At 48.9% G+C, this 15,823-nt stretch carries 16 protein-coding genes and 1 pseudogene; 7 read left to right on the forward strand and 10 right to left on the reverse strand.

Going from position 1 to position 15,823, the window contains the following annotated elements:
* Nucleotides 1-67 precede the first annotated feature (67 nt).
* Nucleotides 68-1,996, forward strand: a complete 1,929-nt coding sequence (locus AC286M_RS11595) for a two-component system response regulator (RefSeq protein ID WP_488204543.1) — start codon at nt 68-70, stop codon at nt 1,994-1,996.
* A gap of 149 nt (nt 1,997-2,145) precedes the next feature.
* Here AC286M_RS11595 and AC286M_RS11600 read toward each other — a convergent pair whose 3' ends face one another.
* From AC286M_RS11600 to AC286M_RS11615, 4 genes are all read right to left on the reverse strand, one after another.
* Entirely contained in the window at nt 2,146-2,817 is a 672-nt protein-coding gene (locus tag AC286M_RS11600; RefSeq protein WP_488204544.1) for a 50S ribosomal protein L25/general stress protein Ctc, read from the reverse strand.
* Nucleotides 2,818-2,911: 94 nt separating this feature from the next.
* Complete coding sequence (locus AC286M_RS11605) at nt 2,912-3,388, reverse strand: adenylosuccinate synthetase (RefSeq protein ID WP_488204545.1); 477 nt, start codon at nt 3,386-3,388, stop codon at nt 2,912-2,914.
* Nucleotides 3,324-4,253, reverse strand: coding sequence for an adenylosuccinate synthase (locus tag AC286M_RS11610; protein ID WP_488204546.1), 930 nt, complete (start codon nt 4,251-4,253; stop codon nt 3,324-3,326). The genes AC286M_RS11605 and AC286M_RS11610 overlap by 65 nt, the downstream gene beginning before the upstream one ends.
* Nucleotides 4,254-4,372: 119 nt before the next feature.
* Entirely contained in the window at nt 4,373-4,582 is a 210-nt protein-coding gene (locus tag AC286M_RS11615; RefSeq protein WP_488204547.1) for a hypothetical protein, read from the reverse strand.
* 18 nt (nt 4,583-4,600) lie between these two features.
* On the opposite strand from AC286M_RS11615, the gene nblR reads away from it, so the two are divergent.
* The 3 genes from nblR to AC286M_RS11630 all read left to right on the forward strand — a co-directional run bounded on the left by nblR (nt 4,601) and on the right by AC286M_RS11630 (nt 6,816).
* Nucleotides 4,601-5,296: a response regulator transcription factor NblR gene (gene nblR / locus AC286M_RS11620; RefSeq protein ID WP_488204548.1), complete on the forward strand. Its 696-nt coding sequence runs from the start codon at nt 4,601-4,603 to the stop codon at nt 5,294-5,296.
* Nucleotides 5,297-5,618: 322 nt separating this feature from the next.
* On the forward strand, nt 5,619-6,194 hold the full coding sequence (locus tag AC286M_RS11625; protein WP_488204549.1) for a DUF192 domain-containing protein: 576 nt from the start codon (nt 5,619-5,621) through the stop codon (nt 6,192-6,194).
* A gap of 199 nt (nt 6,195-6,393) precedes the next feature.
* Nucleotides 6,394-6,816, forward strand: coding sequence for a hypothetical protein (locus AC286M_RS11630; RefSeq protein ID WP_488204550.1), 423 nt, complete (start codon nt 6,394-6,396; stop codon nt 6,814-6,816).
* 123 nt (nt 6,817-6,939) lie between these two features.
* On the opposite strand, the pseudogene AC286M_RS11635 reads toward AC286M_RS11630, so the two are convergent.
* Nucleotides 6,940-8,153 (reverse strand): annotated as a pseudogene (locus tag AC286M_RS11635) (ISAzo13 family transposase).
* 98 nt (nt 8,154-8,251) lie between these two features.
* Entirely contained in the window at nt 8,252-9,328 is a 1,077-nt protein-coding gene (gene tolA / locus AC286M_RS11640) for a cell envelope integrity protein TolA (RefSeq protein WP_488204551.1), read from the reverse strand.
* A 438-nt stretch (nt 9,329-9,766) separates the two neighbouring features.
* On the opposite strand from tolA, the gene AC286M_RS11645 reads away from it, so the two are divergent.
* Nucleotides 9,767-10,198 (forward strand): pre-16S rRNA-processing nuclease YqgF, encoded by a 432-nt coding sequence (locus AC286M_RS11645; protein ID WP_488204552.1) that lies wholly within the window; start codon nt 9,767-9,769, stop codon nt 10,196-10,198.
* Here AC286M_RS11645 and AC286M_RS11650 read toward each other — a convergent pair.
* Nucleotides 10,176-10,439 carry a DUF3146 family protein gene (locus tag AC286M_RS11650; protein WP_488204553.1) on the reverse strand — a complete coding sequence of 88 codons (264 nt, stop codon included), beginning with the start codon at nt 10,437-10,439 and terminating at the stop codon, nt 10,176-10,178. The genes AC286M_RS11645 and AC286M_RS11650 overlap by 23 nt on opposite strands.
* A 477-nt stretch (nt 10,440-10,916) precedes the next feature.
* A complete protein-coding gene (locus tag AC286M_RS11655; protein WP_488204554.1) occupies nt 10,917-11,318 on the reverse strand; it encodes a hypothetical protein in 402 nt (133 codons plus the stop codon).
* A gap of 241 nt (nt 11,319-11,559) precedes the next feature.
* Between AC286M_RS11655 and msrA the strand changes: the two genes are divergently transcribed.
* Together msrA and AC286M_RS11665 are read left to right on the forward strand one after the other, a co-directional pair.
* Nucleotides 11,560-12,183, forward strand: a complete 624-nt coding sequence (msrA, locus tag AC286M_RS11660) for a peptide-methionine (S)-S-oxide reductase MsrA (RefSeq protein WP_488204555.1) — start codon at nt 11,560-11,562, stop codon at nt 12,181-12,183.
* A gap of 193 nt (nt 12,184-12,376) precedes the next feature.
* A complete protein-coding gene (locus AC286M_RS11665; RefSeq protein ID WP_488204556.1) occupies nt 12,377-13,144 on the forward strand; it encodes a COP23 domain-containing protein in 768 nt (255 codons plus the stop codon).
* Nucleotides 13,145-13,367: 223 nt separating this feature from the next.
* Here the strand turns inward: AC286M_RS11665 and AC286M_RS11670 are convergent, their stop codons facing one another.
* Together AC286M_RS11670 and AC286M_RS11675 are read right to left on the reverse strand one after the other, a co-directional pair.
* A complete protein-coding gene (locus AC286M_RS11670; RefSeq protein ID WP_488204557.1) occupies nt 13,368-14,396 on the reverse strand; it encodes a succinate--CoA ligase subunit alpha in 1,029 nt (342 codons plus the stop codon).
* A gap of 153 nt (nt 14,397-14,549) precedes the next feature.
* Nucleotides 14,550-15,701 (reverse strand): ATP-grasp domain-containing protein, encoded by a 1,152-nt coding sequence (locus AC286M_RS11675; RefSeq protein ID WP_488204558.1) that lies wholly within the window; start codon nt 15,699-15,701, stop codon nt 14,550-14,552.
* Between the last annotated feature and the right edge of the window lie 122 nt (nt 15,702-15,823).

Raw genomic sequence — 15,823 nt, forward strand, 5'->3', positions numbered from 1 at the left:
TTAGCACTTCGTTTGATGAAGGTATATGTTGTTGTTAGCACCAACTGATCGGGATGTCCTAGGCTCTATGACTCTTGACTGTAGTCCCAGCACAAAACCAGCCAAAATTTTGGTGGTTGATGACACCCCGGCTAATGTGCGGTTATTGGCTGAGATTCTGTTGAGTGAGGGCTACCAGGTTCTGGAAGCCTACAATGGTGAAACTGTACTTGTGATGCTAGAGGAGTATCAGCCTGATCTGATTTTGCTAGACATTATGATGCCGGGGCTAAGCGGCTTTGATGTCTGTGAGCGACTAAAGCAAAATCCTCAGAGCGCCCAGATCCCGATTATTTTTATCAGTGCGCTGCATGAAGTTTTCGATAAAGTAAAAGCATTTAATGCGGGTGGTGCAGATTACATCACGAAGCCCTTCGAAATTCCAGAGGTACTGACTCGAATTGAGCATCAGCTGGCGCTGTATGAGGCACGGCAGCAGATTCAACAGCTCAATGCTGAGTTAGAAAGTCGAGTTGAAGAGCGTACTCAGCAGCTTCAGCAGGCTGTCGTGCGCTTGGAGACGGAAATTGAAGAGCGCCAGCGCATTCAAGACCAGCTGAAAGCGATGACGCTGCAAGATGCTCTAACGGGTCTGCCCAACCGCAATCAGCTGATGCAGCGATTGCAGGAAGTACTGAATCAGCGAAAACCACGGGTCGATGCGGAATTAGAAACATTTGCAGTTTTATTCTTGGATTGCGATCGCTTTAAAGTGGTCAATGATTCACTGGGGCATTTGGTGGGAGATGAACTGCTCGTCCATCTCTCCCGTCGTTTGACTCAAACCGTGCCTGTGCCTAATTTGGTTGCTAGATTGGGCGGTGATGAATTTGCGGTTTTATTGACTGATTTGTCAATGCCTGAGTTAGCTGACCCATCAATCAAAAAGCTAGTTGAGTCGCAGCCCAACAGTGAAGATTATGGTGAGGCTATTTCACCAGATTGCGTGGGTAGGGTAACTCAAATTGCGGATGCCATCATTCAGCAGTTTGCCCAACCGTTCCACATTCAAGGGCATGAAATTTTCATCAATGCCAGCATTGGCATTACGTTTAGCCATCCGCACTACCATAAGCCAGAGCAGTTGCTGCGGGATGCCGATATGGCCATGTATCGGGCGAAAGCTAGGGGGCGTGCCCGATACCACGTTTTCGATGCGGCCATGTATGACGAGGCAATGGAGCGGCTGCTGCTTGAAACGGATTTGCGAAAAGCTATCGAACAGGATGAGCTATTTCTATGCTATCAGCCAATTTTGTCGCTTGAAACACAGAAGGTTATTGGTTTTGAGGCTTTACTCCGCTGGCGGCATCCGAGCCGAGGACTGATTTCACCCGCAACGTTTATTCCTCTGGCAGAAGAAACGGGCCTGATTGCTCCCATTGGATACTGGGTTTTGCGAACGGCTTGTATGCAAATGCGGCAGTGGCAAGCACAACATATTATTGATGACTCTGTTTCGATTAGCGTCAATCTGTCGATTCGCCAGTTGGCCGATCCAGCCTTTTTGCGTCAGTTGGATGGCGTTCTGGCCGATACTGATTTCTCTCCCAATTTGCTAAAGCTAGAAGTCACAGAAAGCATTCTTGCCAATCAGCACCAAGTAATTCAGCTACTGCAACAACTGCATGAACGCCAGATTCAGCTCAGCTTAGATGACTTTGGCACGGGGTTTTCGTCTCTGAGCTATCTCAATACACTGCCGTTTGATATTTTGAAAATTGATAAATCCTTTGTGCAACCAGTTTCATCGGACTCACAAAGCTTAGGACTCATTCCAGCCATTTTAGCGATCGCACAAACGTTTAATATGCAGGTGATTGCGGAAGGAGTTGAAACGCTAGAACAAGCGGAACACCTCAAGCAGCTCAACTGTCCGTTGGGCCAAGGCTATTTCTTTGCGAAACCATTGCCGGCTGAAGAGATTGAGACGTATCTACAGCAACAAGGTGGATAACGCAGAGTTCATTAATTACATGACAATTACAGCAATCGTCAAACTAAAAGCCGTTTCGCTGCACTGCAGCGAAACGGCTTTTAGTTTTCGGTACACTTCTTCGTATACTTTTACTTCTGTCCAGAGAAAGTTGCGATCGCACCTCTCTTTTATGATTCTTCTTCGCTTTCCTCGGCTACTTCGTCGTCGCCTGTAGCCATTGCATCTAGCGCAGCAGCAACAGATGGATCAGCGGGCTCTTCGGTCTCTTCTCCAGTCGCCTGCAGTCTCGGTGCCAGTACCGTAGCGACAACCCGTTGGGGTTCATCGGCAGCTTCTACGCCCTTAGGCAGAATCAGTTCATGCACATGAATGGCATCACCAATATTGAGGTGAGACACGCCAATTTCAATGGCTTCGGGGATGGATTCTGGTGCGCAATTGACCTGTAGTTCCGTCATGATCGTATCCAACGAACCCTGCTCATCGGTGACACCAACCGGCTCGCCCGTAAAGTGCAGCGGTACAGTCACTTGTACGCTATCTTGAGCCGCAATCGAGAAAAAGCTGATGTGATACAGCTCATTTTTCCACGGGTGAGTTTGAACTTCCCGTAGCAGAGCCTTACCACTCCACGACAGTTCAGGCACCTTCACCATGATCAGTGAGTTATTGATAGAAGCCTTACGCAGTAGCGTATCTGCGGTTTTGGCATCCATCGTCAACGAAAGCGAGTTTGTGCCATCATGGCCGTACAAAACAGCCGGAATATGACCTTCTCGCCGCAGTGCGTTCGCTTTCTTGCCGTCTGGGCGTTTTTGACATTCAACCGTAAGTTCCATAATCGTTCCCTCGTCGTTCCCTAATTGGACATGATTGTTGGCTGAAAAGCACAACTGCCAGATAAAACTGTTAGATAAAGCAGCTTATGCTCTCCTATGCTCCTAATACCTGAGCGGAGTTGTTGGTGTCGAGCAGCGCTCGTTTTGGCCCATGAATGGGATCTTCCACAATGATGGTTTGATCGCGGCTCGCGCCTAGCGACACAATGGCGATCGGTACATCCATCAGTTCTGCCAAAAACTTGAGATAGTTCAGCGCTTCTTTAGGCAGGTCTTCTAGTGTACGACAATCCTTCGTAGACTGCTTCCAACCCGGCAGGGACTTGTAGATAGGCTGACAGCGAGCAAACCGCTTAGCATTACCTGGCAATTCTAAGCACTTTTGCCCATCTAGATCATAGGCTACGCAGACTCTGATCTCTTCTACCTCATCAAGGACATCAAGCTTGGTAATGGCTAAGCAGTCCAAACCGTTGATTCGTACCGCATAGCGACCAATGACGGCGTCAAACCAGCCGCAGCGGCGTTGCCGCCCTGTTGTGGTACCAAACTCCGCACCGCGATCGCACAATAGCTGACCAATGCCATCCTTCAATTCTGTGGGAAATGGTCACTTCACCAACGCGAGTTGTATAGGCTTTCGCTACTCCAATGACTCGATCAATCACCGTCGGCCCCACACCAGAACCCACACAGGCTCCCCCTGCAACCGGATTCGATGAGGTGACAAATGGATAGGTGCCATGATCTAAATCGAGCAGCGTTCCCTGTGCCCCTTCAAACAGGACATTTCGCCGCTGTTGAATGGCCTGATAAATCTTGACTGAGCTATCAACCACATGGGGCCGCAACCGCTCAGCATAGCCCTGATATTCCGCAATCACCTCTTCTGGATCGAGCGGTTCTAGACCATGCAGCCGCTCTAAAATGGTGTTTTTGTACTGAATTGTCCATTCGATTTGGCTCCGCAGCGCATCCGTATCCATCAAATCAACAATACGAATGCCAGTACGCTCCGACTTATCAGCGTAGGTCGGGCCGATGCCACGGCCCGTAGTGCCAATCTTGTTACTACCACGCCGCTCTTCCGATGCCTTATCGATCAAGCGGTGATAGGGCATCGTCACATGGGCTGTCTCAGAGATGTATAGCTTATCGGCTGAGATGCCAAGTTCAGCCAGCTGATCCAACTCCTCAATTAAAACTTTTGGATCGATAACCGTGCCGTTCCCGATAATACATTCGGTATCGGGATAGAGAATACCAGATGGAATCAGATGCAGCTTAAACGTCTGGTCTTTGACGACAACCGTATGGCCGGCATTTACCCCTCCCTGGTAGCGAACGACAACATCTGCTGAGCGGCTCAGCAGATCAGTGATTTTTCCTTTTCCTTCGTCGCCCCACTGGGCACCGATGACAACAACGTTAGCCAAGGGTTACAAGCCATAAAGTTCACACAAACTACAATTATCAGCAGGCTGTGTCACGAGTGTCAACTCTAAAGGCAAGTTATAAAGACAATTATTTCAGGATTCTTTGATATCATGCTGCCTCACACAGCATCAAAACACCAAAATCCAGTGCCAACGGTTGGCTTTCTTTGAATAACCCCGTCAGCAGCAATGACTAAACCTTGTTCAGTCATCATCCAGCAATAATCTTTATCAATCAGCAAATCCTGAATATGGTAAAACAGATGAAAATAGTATAAGCAGGTATTAATACTCATCAAGCTGATTAACTTCTTATTACGTTTCGGCATCCAAAGTGAGTTCAATGTATGAGTTCTATGACGCTGACCCAAACTCCGCGTGTTTTGCTCGTTGAAGCCAACGAGCTATTAGCCCAGCACATTGGGAATGACTTGAAGGAGTCGGGTTATGAGATTTGTATTGCTCAGGATGCTGAAACAGGCTTAGCTCAGGCTCAGGCGTTCCAGCCCTCGCTGATTGTGATTGATCGGCTGTTAGCAGGTGAGTCTGGCGCATGGTTGTGCAGCCATCTTCGTAGTCAAGGTAACCGTACGCCAGTGCTATTGATGATGGCGCGGGATGCGCTGGAAGATCGGATTGCCTGTCTGGAAGCGGGTGCGGATGATTATTTTCTCAAGCCCTACCAAACTGAGAAATTTTTGAAGCTGGTTCATCTTTATCTTCAGCCGGTTGAGACGGAGGTGGAGCAGCTTCAGTTTGGCGATATGATGCTGAATTTAGCCAATCGAACGGTGTATCGTAATGGCCGCACGATTGATCTAACCGTTAAGGAATTTGAGCTGCTGCGCTATTTGATGGAGCATCCCCGTGAGGTCATGACGCGAGAGCAGATCTTGGAAAACGTTTGGGGATATGACTTCATGGGTGAGTCAAACGTAATTGAAGTCTATATTCGCTATTTGCGGCTTAAGATCGAAGATGAAGGGGATAAGCGGCTGATTCAAACGGTACGCGGTGTTGGCTATGTTTTGCGGGAATCGTAAGTAAAGTTTAGACCTCGAATCCGTTTTCTGGAATTTCATTCCGGGTTTCGCTTCATGACTGAATCTTTTTGGCAGCCATTTCGTCAACGAATTGGTTCGTCAAACTAGCTTCCGTCGAATAGCTCAATGTAGGTTGAGCTACGCTTAGCTTGTCGGATTTGAGTTTGGACATAACCTTTATGAATGTGCTCAATTCTATTCAGGATAAGTTGTTAGGTTTCGCGTGGCTCAACCCACCTACAAAATGACAGAAGTTGGGTCTTACAGTTTGAAGAATGGTGGGCAGTGCCCACCCTAGGACGTGCACTGGTTTTGAATTACTATGCTGAAATTTTCTCGCTTCAAGTTTGTAAATGAATCGCGTGTGGTTAGCCTTGTTCCAGTTTTTCTGAGTATGGGACTGAGCGTTTTGCTACTGGGTTGTGCTGAGCAACCGTCGTCAACGAGCGCGGCTGATTTATCGGCAGAAGAACCCAACGGTCCGTCTGAAACCGTTACTTCATCCAGTGAAGGCGGACAAATGCTACCGATTACAGCTGAAGCAGATATGAATGGAAAAATCATTCAGCTTGAGGTGGCTGAAACGCAGCAGCAGCAGGCTATGGGCTTTATGTTTCGCTCCGAGATCCCCGATAATCGCGGCATGTTGTTTCCCTTTGATCCACCGCGTCGGGTGTCGTTTTGGATGAAAAATGTCCGTGTTCCTCTGGATATGGTGTTTCTGCGGGATGGTGAAGTCGTTGAGATCGCATCTAATGTTTCCCCCTGTACATCTGATCCCTGCCCCACCTATGGTTCACCAGAGGTCATTGATTCAGTGATTGAGCTGCGGGGCGGTCGTGCAGCGGAGTTGGGCTTACAGGCTGGCGATGCGATCGCAGTTGAGTTTTTAGAGTAAAAACTCTGAAAACTCAACTGTGAAATTCAATTTTCCATTGTCCAGGAAAAATATTTGGTAAAGTGGCGTGTTTGCGGCGAAGAAAGCATATGCTTGGATTTACCTAAGTTTCCCTCTTATGGCGCTGAGAGTTTAGCCGCCTTCGGGGAATACTGTTAGCAGGATTCAGATATTGCTTGCTAAGGCGACTGTGCCATCCATGTGGAAGAAACTGAAACATATTGTCCATGATATTCAGGCGTACAGCGACCTTAGTCCTGATTGGGCCCTGCGTCATCGAGTCAATCAGTCGCTGCAAGATCGTTCGGCTTTAACCCTGCCTGCTTGGGCTAAGACTTTCATGGACATCTACCAGGTATCGTATGAGACAACTTCGTTTGTCTATCGACGGTTTCCCGATTACTCCGGTATAGACTTCAGCCGAGTCCGACCAGGAGATCGAATGACTGAGGATCTGCAATTTCCGCTCGTATGTTGGTTTGATTGGGAACAACAGCTATGTGAAGATTTTGAAGCAGAATTTGGGGCTGATTTACTGGATCAACTCGATGAAATTTCCCTTGCTTTGACCATTGATGATTTGATTGTGATGTTGAATCAGAACTATTCTTGGGTGCCGTAGTGTAGCGCTAAGGATTGTGGATTAAATAGCCTACAAACCGTTCCATCCTTAGTGAAACGGCATTGCCATGTCATTACCCCAAAGATTTTACCCTATTAAATCTGCGTTCCTAAGGATTGTGAATTAAATAACCTGTAATTCTGGTTTTGCTGTGTAATTCCATTGCGGCAGAAGCTCGTCGAAGACAATCTTCATGTTGGCTTTGAAGTCCTCAGCAACTTTACGACCCTTGTGATACGTTTTATCGAGAATCGTCGTAAAGACCTTGAGACCTGTGCGAGTGGTTGCCTTTTCCATCAGCTCTTTTACCATCTGGACACTCTCAAAAATTACCCCTTGACACCTGCTTGAGACGTGAGGAAACAAGCGGTGTTCAATTGGATTGTACTTGGAGGTATAGGGGGGATAGTGAGCAATGCGAATTTCAATCCCTAACTCGTTGACCAATGCTTGCAAGTCTTGCTTAAAGATGTAGTAGCGAGAACTGTTACTGCCCCCACCATCGCAAAGCAGCAAAATCGAGCCAGCTAGGGGATAGCGTGCTTTGCCATAGGTGTTCCACCAGTAGCGAATCGATTCGCAGGCAAACTCACTGGTATCATGACTCGTGCCGATCTGGATGTAGCCAATATTATCGCTCAAGTCGTACAGTCCGTGGGGAATAGCGACGCCTTCTGCGAGCGTTGCCCAATCATGGTCAAACACTTCGACTCCCTGCTCTTGAGTGTACAGTTGCCCCGCTCGATACAACTTGCCAATTAATTCTCTTTTTTTGTGTCCATACTCATGACGGGATTGCCAGCAGCTTGATAGGTGCCTTTCAACTGCTCAATCCGCTCAAATTGTTCATTGCGATGTTCACTCTCCCCAGTTGCCAGTCTTTTCACCGCTTTGCGTTTACGAAAGTTGTGCCGCTCCAACAACTGATCGACCACCGTCACACTCACGTCAATTCCGTCCTCTTTCAGCAAGGCCACAATCTCATGGCGCTTGAGATTAGTCCACTTCACCGTCTCATCCATGGGTGAACCCGCCGTGTGTTGCTCCAACACCTGCAGAAATGACGCATCTAGCCCTTCAATGGTCTCAAATGCTGACTTCCGTCCACCTCCCACTTGACGAATCCGTTCCCGTTTGAGAGCAGGTTCATCATCCAGTTCTGCCAGTCCCAACGCTAGGGTTGCATGATGGCATCCGAACAACTCTCGGATATAGGCTTGCCCACCATATCCGAGTTTGATCGCTTCAATGGCGGCATAGCGACGACGATCCTTCTCAGACAACGATTGATAATAGCGTTGCATTTGAGCTTCAATTGGCGCAGGGTAGGGTTGCATTCAGGTTCTGCTTCATCTTCTACTGCTCTAGCTTACAAATACAGACGGTAAAATTACATCTTATTTAATCCACGATCCTAAGTCAGTTCTGACAGGTGTTACTGGGCTACTTCGTAGTTAAACGTGAAGCGAATTGCCAGTGTTTCAGCTTCGTATAGCTCAGGTAGAGGATTAAATGGGGTTGCAGCACGGACAGCTGCGATCGCAGCCTCATCTGCTGCCGCTAATCCAGAGGACTCAGTCAGTTCGACATGAATCACATTACCCGCCCGATCGACTACAAACCGTACTTTTGCCTGACGTGAAACCGTTACCGGCACTTCTTGCCAATATTGCTCAATGCGCTGATTAATTGCTTGCTGATAAGCTCCCATGACCTGATCTTGGGCTGCCGCAATGCTGGTCGTATCGGGGCTAGATTGACTGGCACGGGGAGTGCCGCTGAGTCCTGCTCCATCAAAACCGGACTCGGCAGCTGGGGCTGGTGAGGGTGTCGCTTCAGGCAATTCGCTCGGGCTTAGTGAAGGACTGGGTGAAGGACTCGGTGAGGTCTCAGGTTTAGGCAGCGGAGCCATTTGAGGGGTAGACAGTGCTGTTGATTCGTCAGGCGGTTTCGGCAATGTGTTGGGTGCCGCAGGTGGAGGAGAGGCTGGAAGAGTAGGGGTTTGAGGATTGTTGGCAGGTGGGACAGCAGACGGTGCTTTGTCCGGATCAGGTTCTGATGAGGCTTTGGGCGCAGCAGAGGGCAATGGAGTGACAGACGGAACAGTTTGCTGAACAGGTTTTCGATTGGGCTGGGTGGCACTGATTGGCCGTGTTCCAGACGATATTGGTTTAGGTGTCGGATCAGTCGTGGCTTTCGGGGCCAAAGGAGAGGGTTTACCCGCATCTGGCTTTTGCGCGGTGACCTCTGGGGCGGTATCCAGCGTTGTATTGATGACCGAGCGCCGCTGAGTAGGGGGAGGAGACGATTGAGGATCAGGTGCATCAATGTAAACAAACTCAATCGGTACGACATCCTCTTCAGCCTTTGGCTCTGGTAATAATGCTTGTAAAAGGTTCACACCAACTGCGATCGCACCAAGATGCAGAACGACAGCCGTAGCTAAAAACAGTACAAAGCGATCGGCCTGTCGGGTCGTGAACTGAGTTCGATACTTTTGAGCCAGAGTCATAGAGCAGAAACTGCTGCAAGTCGCCAATTCGTATCAACCTGGAAGGAAACCTCTCAGTTCCAACGAAACAGGGTTTAGAGGAAATTCCCAACTTGGCTATCTAATCACACTTTGTATAATTTGGCGACCGATATTCTAGTACCGGACTGAATCAACTACATCAAGTACAAGATAAAACTCAACATGTCGCAGGAGTAGACTGCCAATTATATTTGGCTCGGTTCTAAGGGTTGATGTACGGCTCTATGCGGTGCTCACATTACCACTTCGATCTCCTAAGCTGCAAGGTGCAAAATATATAGTGATTCCAGTTAAGAGTGAGAGAACGAGAGAGAAGAGTGCCTCAGGATGAGGCACTCTTCTCTCTCGTTCTTATCTAGAACCGCTATAAATACGAATCGATTGCTACGATAAGCCTCAAACAGTAAATACCAACCTATGAGCGCAAAAATTTTACTTGGATTTGATCCCGGACGTGATAAATGCGGGATCGCCGTTATGGACACCGATCAAAAACTGTATGATCACCAAGTTGTGCTATCTGCGGCTGTAATTAAGGCGATTCAAGACTATCAGCGCCATTATGCTATTGGTCAACTCATCATGGGCAATCAAACCTCCGCTAATCAGTGGCAGCAGCGATTGCAAACTGAATTACCCAATCCACCTGAGATCGCACTAGTAGACGAACGCTACAGTAGCTTAGAAGCCCGCGATCGCTATTGGCAAATGTACCCAGCCCAGGGCCTGGCGCGCCTGATTCCCCAGGGAATGAGAACCATTTCGCGCCCTATTGATGACATTGTGGCCATTTTGCTGATTGAACGATATTTGGCGGCTCAATCGATCAAAGCTGGGCCCGAATCGTAAACCAGTAGTCTCCACCAGGTTCTAGCTGATAGTCACAGCGCTCTAAAAAACGCCCTAACGGTTCCTGGATCAGTGCCCGCCCGAGCGAGGGTTGAATCAACAGCTTACCCTGCCGAAATCGCCACTGAAACTGCCATTCATATTCGCTTGCCCGCACCTCTCCTTCAATACGGCCCTGGGGCCAAGACTGATGCGTGATACGAACATGGGCGGTTGTTTCGGGTAGATACTTTGCACTCACAGACAATTTACTCGTCGCTTCAAGAACCACTCAGGCTGCATAGTTGATCTGATTTCCATTTCACTGAGCGAACTCAGCGCTTAATGGCATGAGGTACAGGCATGAGGCATGAGGAGTAAGAGCCGTAAAGGGCTGCAAAGGCTACAAGGGGCTGTAAAAACTCAGAACCCAAAACCTAGAACCTAGAACCCAATACCCAGTAACCAGTACCCAAAACCTAACACTCAGTCCTCAGCACTTTACTTTTTAGTAACCGTAGCCATTTGTGTGTCTATTTTCATGTATCTATGCGATCTTAAGACACGCTACACAGAACTCGCCACGCCTTCAGTAGCCTGTGAGTCATCCATACTGATTGTGAGTCATCTACACCGTTTTTGTACAGATTGAATGCAAAACCAAGAGCGACATCGCTAGCGATGTCGCTCTTGAGCATGCTTTGCAAAGTACTACTGTGAAGTACTACCGCGAAAAATATTATCGTGAATTATTATCATCCCCTAGTGCTGGAACTGTTCTTTCCGCAACATCGGGATAAAGCTCAGCCCAGTCCTTCACAGCTTCTCCTGCTTCTTTCGTAATTCTTTTGGCTCTTTCAACAGGCTGACCTTCCGTTTCACGAGCTTCAGCATTCCATTCACCCGTTGTTTTCGGGCGATCAGAATCATCATCCCGCAGAGCCTGCTTAACATTACTAGGCAGTGTTTCACGATTCTGACCAGCTAAAGCGGCTGCAGGTGCCACCGTTAGCAGTGTCATCATACCAATGAGTAAAAAAGTAAACAGATTTTTGAACTTGATTCTCTGAAGGAATGTTCCCAAACAGTTGGTAAGAGTCGTTAAATTAATCATCATCACAAAAATTAGGTTGATTTGCACAGAATTATGCTAGCTATGGAAAGCTACAGGCTAATCCTTCGAGAGTCATAATCTGTAGCTGCAAAAGAGTGAAAAGTTCTATGATTTGCCCACTGAAAGTTGCAGAAGTTGGGTATTCCGCCATCGAAAGGTTGGCTGAAATCGTTAAACTGATAAGGAGCAAAGCTTACAGCAAAACGTTGAAAACAGAAGGTTTAGGTGTCACTGCATGGTTCTTTTTGGATTTAACAAAAAAACGTCAATGCCATCCTCCGATCAAGCATTGCCGGGACGGAGCGAAACAATGCCCGTACCCGATAAGCACTATGTCAACGGCAATTCGCTCACGCCTCCTTTTCCCGAAGGCATGAAGATGGCGCTGTTTGGCTTGGGCTGCTTCTGGGGCGCTGAGCGCAAGTTTTGGCAGCAGGACGGTGTTTACTCTACCTCCGTTGGCTATGCGGCTGGCTACACGCCTAATCCCACTTATCAAGAAGTTTGCTCTGGTCGCACAGGTCACAACGAAGTCGTGCGCGTTGTGTACGACCCTAATGTGATTAGCTACGAGCAACTGCTCAAGGTCTTCTGGGAAAGCCACAACCCAACTCAAGGGATGCGCCAAGGTAATGACGTGGGCACACAGTATCGCTCCGGCATTTATGTCTACTCCGACGAACAGCGTAAGCTGGCTGAAGCGTCGAAGCAGATGTATCAGGACGCACTGAAAAAAGCTGGCTATGGCGAAATCACCACCGAAATCCTAGATGCACCTGAGTTCTACTACGCGGAAGAGTATCACCAGCAATACCTGGCCAAGAACCCCAACGGCTACTGCGGCTTAGGCGGTACATCGGTAAGCTGTCCGGTTGGAGTTCAGACCGCTTAAGGTTGATCCGACCACATCGGATGCCAGTAGGTCTTGAATAGTTGAGAAAGGGAGATTACGTTGCTGTCATCTCCCTTTCTCGGTTCTGGAGTAAAAATGGGAACCTTTAGCACAGGCAGTGCGTCACGACGATTACGGTTACGACTATTTGTTCATCTTTGTTCATTCACACACCAAACGTTAAGGGGGAAACATGGCACAAATGCCACAATCTAACGGGGTGCGATCGCACATTCGCTGGATCGCCTTGGGCACCAGCAGCGCTTTAATCCTGGGCAGTACAGCGTTAATGGCCGGCTCGGTTGCTGCCCAGTCATCACAAACTGAAGCGGAAGACGACGTTGCAGCGGCTGAAACCACCACGGACAGCGAAGACAGCCCGCGTTTTGCCTGCCAAATGGTTAACGGGCAACATACCGTCATGTATATGCCAGAAAGCCAGCCCGGTGAAGCCTATGCCTGGGCTACGCCGACTGAGTTGGGTGGCGGTTGGACGGAAGAGCGGCGCTGCGGCGAAATTGCCCGTCGTTTGGAAGAGTATCGCCCCGATGGTCTAGTTGAGCTGCAAAACTCGGTTGAAAACGGCTATGACATTGTCTGCGTAACATCTGAAGATAATCCGGCTTGTCGCATTGTCTTTACCGTTCCCCCCGGTCAAGACCCTGTGCAAACCCGCGATCGCGTTTTTGATAACATTGCTTCGGCTAACAGCGGTGAAGTAACCCAGAGCGTTTATACCTTCCAAGATGCTAATCAGGGCGGCGATATCCTTAACCAAATTGGTGAAGCACTAGATATCAATCTGCCGGGTATGGGTAGCCTCGGTAATACCTCTGGTTGTTCCGGGGATGGTATTTATCTGAAGCCATTCCTTGATGCGTCTGATCGCGGTACGGGTGAGTTCTTGCAAGAAGGCCGTTCATCCGGTGGTCGTCAACTGAACCCCGATAGCTTCCGCTAAATTTTGCTTGAGTTTCGCTGGTGCAAAGCGCCATACGAACTGTTCTCCTGATCTGAAAAACGAGTTGGCATACTATCAGCTAGCTCGTTTTTTTACGTTTTTTAGATTGAGTCTATACCGAAGAACCCATTTAGGCTTTGTGTAAGGCCAGCCAGCCTTGCACAAAGCCTAAATGGGTTCTTCGGGTTTTAATTTGTATTATGCGTCTCTGATCCGTCAACGTTTACGCTTCAGCACTCGTACTAGAACTGCTAGAACTAGAAGCCTGAGATCGGCTACTACTGCGGGTTTGACGACTGCGTGTGGTGCTGCGAGTCCGGGATGCTGTGGTCTTACGCTGTGATTTTTGCAAAGCTTTTTGAGCGAGGGTGGCCACTTCAGAGGGAGTAGATGCGATCGCAACTTTAGCGGCTTTCATGGCTGCAACTTTACCATCTGCACTACCCAAGGACGATTCGATTAGCTCCACGGGCACAGAGCTAGCCATAGCCTGGGAGGCAATAATCGCGCCCAAGTGACCGATATAGGTTCCACCCGGCACATAGCGACCTGAGATATAAGCCACTACGGGCTTGTCAATTGCTTCTTTAATGTAGGCCGCCGCCTGTTCCTCGCTTTCGCCACCCGTTTCCCCGATTAGGACAATCAGTTCCGTCTTGTCATCTTCTTCTAAAATCTGTAACCACTGGGGAAAGGTCGAACCAATCACCGCATCGCTACCAAGTCCCACACAAATCGACTGGCCTAATCCCGCTTGGCTCAACTCAGATGCTACTTCAAAGGTTAGAGTGCTGCTGCGGCTAATAATGCCGACAGAACCCGGTTGAAAACAGAAGCGGGGATAAGTGCCCAGTAGAAGCTGATCCGGCACAATTAGCCCCGGTGAGTTAGGGCCAAGAATCAACGTATCTGTTTCCTCAGCCCGACGAATCAACTGCACCATGTCGAGGGGCGGAATTCCCTTGCTAATTAAGACAATTTGTCGAATTCCAGCTGCGATCGCTTCCAGTGCTGCATCCAACGCTAAATGCGGATCGGTGCAGATCACGGTTGTATCAATCGGGCCAAACTCGTCCACCGCCTGCCTGACTAAGTCAAAGACAGGAATCTCTGCCAAGCTCTCACCGCCATGCCCCGGACTAATGCCCGCCACAATCGGCGATCCATAGGCTTTCATCACAGGCGTATAGGCCAAGCTAATCGGCTCCATGATGCCTTGAATGAGTATTTTGCTGTCCGTGGTAAAGTTCATAGCGATAAATCCTCAGAAACACCCAACAGGTTGGTGGTGGTACAACAATCGACGGGATAGGTTGAACAGGTCATCAATACAAACACAATACAAACGCCAGTCGGGCACAGTCAGTCAGTTGATGAAGCTGGAATCAGTGGGACAAAAGTCAACCTAATTTGCTTTGTCGCCAAGCTTGACGGCTTGCTGGATGGCTTTTTCGAAGCTAAAGACAACGTCAATTCCCGCCGTTGCTAGTTGCTCTGCGGCCTCAGCTTGTTGACTGCCCGTAAGCCGCAAAATGAAGTGAGGCGATGAGGTAGATTGCTGCTTCATGTAGTCCAAAATGATGTCGGCTACGGTCGTGCAGTCCGGGATGTAGCACAGAAGGTTAATCAGAACGACTTCGGGAGAGCCCGTTTTGATCACCTGTTCCAAACCTTCGCGAACGCGATCGCAAAATCCCTCCGCATTCCAATCGTGGCTAAACTCATGGCCCAAATTCAGGCAGTTGGCGGGTTGGCCGCCTGCTTGATAGATGCCGTCTAGTGTCGCCATTGCCACTCCCGCACCATTACAGAGCACGCCGATCGTACCCTGTTCAAACGAGACGAGATGAACAGCACGCAGTTGATCTTCTACGGGTTTGCTGCCTGTTTGATGCACAATCTGGCTAGTCAGCTCAATGAGATCGGGATGACGGCGGAGAGCATAATCATTAACGCTGATTTTGCCGTCTAGCGCCATAATCTCCCCAGTGGCACTGACCGCTAGCGGGTTGATTTCAATTGCGTCTAAATCCTTGTCTAGGAATAAGCCATACATTTTTTCCAGAATGGCGCTGATTGACAGAATCAGTTCGCCCTTGAGTCCCATCTTGACAGCCAATCGGCGAGCATAAAAGGGTGAAAATTCTTGATTCACCACGACTCGCTGCATCGTATCGATGGCTTTATCCACGCCGATGCCGCCCTGCTGGGTGCCGAGCAGGACTGGACGACGCAGTGACCGATCCAGAAATACGGCCAAGTAAAACTCCTGCTCAGCATCGTACTTCGCCTCTGCCAGCAAAATTTCGGGATATTCGCCCAGAATGGGCAGGTTGAAAATGGCCTGAGCGGCTGCGATCGCATCAATTGTATTTTCAACAAAGCGAATTCCGCCGGCCCGACCCCGACCACCGCGCCGCACCTGAGACTTCAGTACTACTGGATATGGAATACGCAACCCCTTAATCTCCGCCGGCTGGCGAATCCGCTGTGCAGGCAACACCGGGATGCCCTGCTCTGCAAATAAATTTTTGGCTTGATATTCCAGTAAATCCATGTTTCAACAATTAAATGGCGTTGGTTCGGCTCTCGTAGTTCTCGTAATCTTGGCTTTGCTGGACTTGTACCGAATCCGCTCCTAAACACTAATCTTAAGGTTTCACAAAAGGCTGGTGCCGC

This window comes from Thainema salinarum CENA647, assembly GCF_057732415.1.